7 protein-coding genes are annotated in these 4953 nt (G+C 40.1%); 3 read left to right on the forward strand and 4 right to left on the reverse strand.

The features are described 5' to 3' along the window. The 3 genes from ACKI5B_RS08140 to ACKI5B_RS08150 form a co-directional block, all read left to right on the forward strand. On the forward strand, window positions 1-197 hold a 197-nt coding region (locus ACKI5B_RS08140; RefSeq protein ID WP_407427606.1), incomplete at its 5' end, for a hypothetical protein. Window positions 198-258: 61 nt separating this feature from the next. Further along, window positions 259-600 (forward strand): hypothetical protein, encoded by a 342-nt coding sequence (locus ACKI5B_RS08145; protein ID WP_407427608.1) that lies wholly within the window; start codon window positions 259-261, stop codon window positions 598-600. Beyond that, window positions 576-1427, forward strand: coding sequence for an IS3 family transposase (locus ACKI5B_RS08150; RefSeq protein ID WP_407427610.1), 852 nt, complete (start codon window positions 576-578; stop codon window positions 1425-1427). The genes ACKI5B_RS08145 and ACKI5B_RS08150 overlap by 25 nt, the downstream gene beginning before the upstream one ends. Before the next feature lie 26 nt (window positions 1428-1453). Here the strand turns inward: ACKI5B_RS08150 and ACKI5B_RS08155 are convergent, their stop codons facing one another. The 4 genes from ACKI5B_RS08155 to ACKI5B_RS08170 all read right to left on the reverse strand — a co-directional run. After that, the gene (locus ACKI5B_RS08155; RefSeq protein ID WP_407427612.1) at window positions 1454-3205 is read right to left on the reverse strand and encodes a plasmid recombination protein; all 1752 of its coding nucleotides are present in this window, start codon (window positions 3203-3205) and stop codon (window positions 1454-1456) included. Between the two features lie 85 nt (window positions 3206-3290). Next, window positions 3291-4130, reverse strand: coding sequence for a ParB/RepB/Spo0J family partition protein (locus ACKI5B_RS08160; RefSeq protein WP_407427614.1), 840 nt, complete (start codon window positions 4128-4130; stop codon window positions 3291-3293). Window positions 4131-4214: 84 nt separating this feature from the next. Continuing rightward, window positions 4215-4412, reverse strand: coding sequence for a hypothetical protein (locus tag ACKI5B_RS08165; RefSeq protein WP_407427616.1), 198 nt, complete (start codon window positions 4410-4412; stop codon window positions 4215-4217). 72 nt (window positions 4413-4484) lie between these two features. Further along, on the reverse strand, window positions 4485-4953 hold a 469-nt coding region (locus tag ACKI5B_RS08170; RefSeq protein WP_407427618.1), incomplete at its 5' end, for a tyrosine-type recombinase/integrase.

The following is a 4953-nucleotide window of genomic DNA, read 5'->3' on the forward strand; positions in this document are numbered from 1 at the left end:
TGTCTTTAAAAATAACTCTTGATAAAAAATCAACTGTATTTTATATTCGAATTAATAACAGTGGCTGTCAGCTGCTTGCGGGATTTACCCGCATTAAAACTTTTTACCGCAGCCTACTGAATTTACAGAAAGGACTTCACACTCTCAAAAAAAACGCAATCAAGCGACTTGCAAGATTGCGTCTCTGTGGAGTTTAATCCCACCAATCGATTTCTTGAACTGACCCCAAAAAGTTAGACACTTTTTGGAGGTTAGAAAATGGGAGTTACAATTCCTTATCCAATTGACTTGAGAGTAAAGGTTTTAGCAGAATACAAGGCAGGAGTTGTCGGTTACAAAACACTTGCAGTCAAATATGGACTGCAGCGAGATACCGTAAGGTATTGGGTTTTGCAACAAAGAGCCGGCAAAGGATTGCCTGTGGAAACCAGAAACGAGATAACCATCGATGAAGAACAGAAGGATATTGAATACTACAAAACAGAAGCAGAATACTGGAAAGCCTACGCAAAGAAACTTGAAGCAATAAGGTTTCCAGAAAGTAAAAAAAAACAGCAATCGAAACTATCAAAGAATTGCATAAAAAAGGATACAGAATAAGTATTCTTTGTAAGATTGCTGGCATAAGTCGGGCAACTTTTTATTATCAGAAAGATAACACAAGGAAAACTGACAAGGACCTTGAAACTCTGGAGATAATAAAAATGCTGCCAGAAAAACAATTACGCTATGCAGGAGCTAAGGTAAAAGCTCATTACCTGAATCTTTTGTTTGGCATAAAAATGAATCATAAAAGGATTTTGAGGGTATCAAATCTGTATGGGATTCATGTAGAAAACCGTGTAAGACGGTTTCCTAAGGGATATTATCAGACTTTGAAGGAGAATGAGGCCAATCTGCCTAAGAATATTCTTAACAGAGACTTTTCTGCAGATAAACCGTTGCAGAAGCTTGTGACAGATATCTCATACTTCAAAATAAAGAATGGATGGTTATTCCTTAGCGCAGTAATGGATTTATTCAACAATGAGATTCTGACATTCAGAATGTCTAATCATGCTGATACAGAACTTGCAGTTGATACAATAAACAGTCTGTGCGACAAATATAATATTTCCAATACGCTGATTCATTCGGATCAGGGAAATACTTATAAAGCGTCAGAGTACAGAAAACTGCTGGAAGAGAAAGGTTTTATCCAGAGCATGAGTCGAGTTGGTAACTGCTGGGACAATGCCTGCATGGAACACTTTTTCGGTACGCTGAAAGCAGAGTCTGGATATTACAATGTTAGTAGACATGGCCTGCTTTCATATCAAATGATGAAAGAACTGATAACAGATTTTATTCAGTTCTATAACAAGGACCGCATACAGAAAAAATTAGGCTGGAAATCTCCAAAGACTTTCAGCCTAAAATGTGCGTAATAACTGTCTAAAAAAATGGGGGCAGTTCATTCTTTTCGTGTGTGGGTAATTGTCTTGTTTTTGCGTTCCTGAACTTTTGGAATTGCTTCTCTAATTTCACGAACTTCCTTAATCTGGCTGATGGTGCTTCCTCTCATGCGTTTTTCTACGTAATCGCCTAAGTCGGTGCAGTAGCTTTTCCTCATGTCTTCCGCAACAATCATCAGCTCATCTGGGGTCTTGTTCCAGAAGTGTTTTGCAAAATACTGCGCCTTATGAAGCCATCCGCAGAACTTTTCTTCAAGGCCATTAAACCATTCGCAAAGACCTTTACCGTCTCTCTTGCTTGCCATAAGCCTTGCATCGTCAAAGTTTATGTCGTCTGCAAAAGTATAAAATGGGGCGGCCTTTGAGTCGTTTGCGTTTCCCGCTCTTTCTGCGAGTTCCTTAGTCTCTCTAAGCATCTGGTCTAAGGCTCTGTCTTTTTCCTTTATCTCCTTGTTTTTCTTTTTAAGTATCTGTACGAACTTGTGAAGGGATTCGGAAGCGTGTTTTCTAGCGTTCGATAAGAAAGTCTCTTTTTTTGTGACTTCTTCCTCGCGCTCTTTTAACTCGTCTTCCTTGTCGCTCAGTTTGTATTCCTTGCGCTTAAAGTCATACTCCTTCTGTTCAACATAAGCGTTATGTTCTTCCTTTGCTTTTTCAAGTTCCTTTGCCGTTTGCGCGTTCTGCTCAGCTTGTTCCTGATTCTCCTTTTCCCATTCAGCATTATCAGCGGATTCTTTTTGAACTTCCTTCAGGTCGTTTGTAAGCCTTTCTGCAAGTGCGTGAACATCATGGTTAAGGTTCGGATTTTTTGAAAGAATGTAGTCTTCCGTTGTAAGATGCTCGCGCTTTTCGTCTTTGTTCTTAATTTCAAAGCCATGTGAGCGTGCTATCTTTTTTAGCCGATTCCTCTGTGTATCAGTCCATTGCTGAAGGTTTGTTACTACGCGCGGTTTTGTGATTTTTTCGCCTTCGGTTTCACCTTCTTTGGTCTGTTCCGTCTGCTCAGGATTTTCTTCAAGCTTTTCAAAACATTTAAGTCGCTCGCTTAGCGGAACTTCTTCAAGCGATGCGTTTTGCTTCCTTCTGCGCGGTTTCTTTCTCAGGCCGTACACTTTTTCTGCGACTTCTGGGTCTACTTCAATATTCAAGATGCCTTGTTCCATTAAAGCACCGTTCATTGAATTCTGAATCTTCTGCCCGCGGTCGCATTTGTACGCAACGGGGATATAATCAAGATGCATGTGGGGCGCACCTTTTATAAATCCGCCTTTCCCGTCACTGCGCATTTCATCCGCGTGGTAATAAGCACCGATTACTACCATGTTCGGATTCTTCTTCTGGAACTCTTCCAGAAATTCCTTGTAAATCTGCTTTCCGACTTCAAGGTCTGGAAAGCCGTCTTCACAATTTCCGATTGTAATTAAAGCTTCGCGAACGGGTACAAGAACTGCGGATTTCTTTACTTTCTCCCAATAAGTATTGAACTGCCGTTCCTTCTTTCTCTGCTTGGAGTTGTATTCCCTGAAAGCTTCGCCAAAAATCTGTTCGTAGGCTTGTTTTGGTGGAATATCAATCCATGTTTCGTGAAGTCCGCCTTTTACGATGTGCTCTTGCTTGTCACAATATTTTGGGTCTCGGATATTGTGTTCGCGACAAGCCTGATAAAGCTTCTTGCGTTTTCTTCCGCTTGAATCAATTCCGTCTTTTTCCATTCCGCCGTTGTGGAAAGATGCCGTGTAGCTTTCGCTCAATGTTGTTCTCCTCGGGCAGGCACTTTCTTTCTGGCAGTTGGAACAAAGGCTCTGGGAGTAGCCTTTGTATCCGTATTACCTTATGTTATGCGCTCAGAGATTTTTCAAGTTCTTCAAGAGTGATTCCCTTTCTGATTTCACTGATTGCGTAACGTACACCTTTTGCAAAGGCTTCATCAGTCTTTGATTTTGATTCGGCCTTTGTACTTGTTTTTTCTGACTTAGGCTTTGCTTTCGGCTTTTCAGTTTTAGCTTCACTCTTAGTTTCTTTTTTCGCTTCAGATTCTGGAGTTGCAGAAACATCGCTCTCTTTCTCAGCGATTTCTTCCTTTCTCTTTTTTCGAATCTGATTGAAAACCTGATTCATACTCAGCTCGTCTTTCTTGATGGCTTCTAACTGCTCAGGGGTAGCTTCCTTCAAAACAACTCTTGTTTTTTCAACGGTCTTGGTAGAAACACCAATTTGCTTTGCAATTATTTCGGATGCCTTTCCTTTTTCGCCAGATGTGTGGCCTTTGCCCTTTTCAAAATTGAAATTGGCAACTGCATCCAAAAGAGCCTGACCGCTTAAGTTTCTACGGTTAATCTGCTCTTTGATTGCAAAAGTCTTGGCTTCTTCGATGTCTGCAAAGTTGTGGATGATACAAGGGATTGTCTTGTTTCCCAAACTTTCCCATGCACACTTTCTTGTGTGGCCGTCAATCAGGATGAATTCTTTTCCACGCTTCCAGATGTGAATCTCATGTCCTGACTTGAAGCCCTCTTCTTTCATCGACTGCTTCATTTTTTCGAGAACATCTTCTTCCATGACCAGAAGTTTCTGGAACTCTGGAATAAGAACAATGTCCTTGATTTTGAGAGTTTTCTTCTCTGAGATTTTCTGAGTAGTATCTTTTACCATGCTGATAATGTCGTTAAGTTTCATATGTTTATCCTTATTTGTTGTTTGTGTTTGTTTTTCACTGACAGTCAGAAAACTTCCGGACTGCCAGTGCCGACTTTTAGGCACTTAGGCTGATTTCTGTAAGCGTTCAACGAATGCCAGAACATCAGATTTCTTGTACTTCCTGCGGCTTCCATCTTTGATTACCTTTTTTCTGAGCCATTCATAACGCTCTGCGGTAAAGAAAGATGATGAAGCGCATCTCAAGAACTCAATTACTTCTTTTTGAAGCATGAGTTCTTCTGTTAATGTTTCTTTTTTCATCTGCGGGTACTCCTCTTGTTGTAAATTTTTTATTTCAAACTGCCATATGCGAGGTTTATGACAGTTTAATTTTTAAGCAATTTTATTTTTGCTTTCACCAGTGCACGGAAGTAATTTTTGATTTTCTGGAAAATCGTCAATGATTGTGTATTCAACTTCTTCGACAGCCAGTTTTTCAAAAATTGGTGCAAAAAGTTTTTCAGAAGTTTCAGCAATAGTCTTTAAGGCTGACTCTTTTTTGATATGATTTGCATAATGGGCAAAAATCTTATCACTTTTGTGTCCGGAACCTATCATACAGATTCTCTGGTCTCCGATTTCTGAAAGTGTTGTCGTACACCATCCATGCCTGAAGCTATGGAAACAAATCTTTTCAGGATCTGAATAACCGATTGATTTCAATGCCTCTCTCATATATTTAGCCCATGCATCAGCATCCATTGGTCTGTCAGCCTTTTTCTTACTGAAGAATACATATGCCGACAAATCCTGCTTCCATGGATTTTTCATTAGCTGCTGTATTATCATATTGCGCAGTTGC

It is taken from the genome of Treponema sp., from assembly GCF_045657965.1.
Classification (GTDB): domain Bacteria; phylum Spirochaetota; class Spirochaetia; order Treponematales; family Treponemataceae; genus Treponema_D.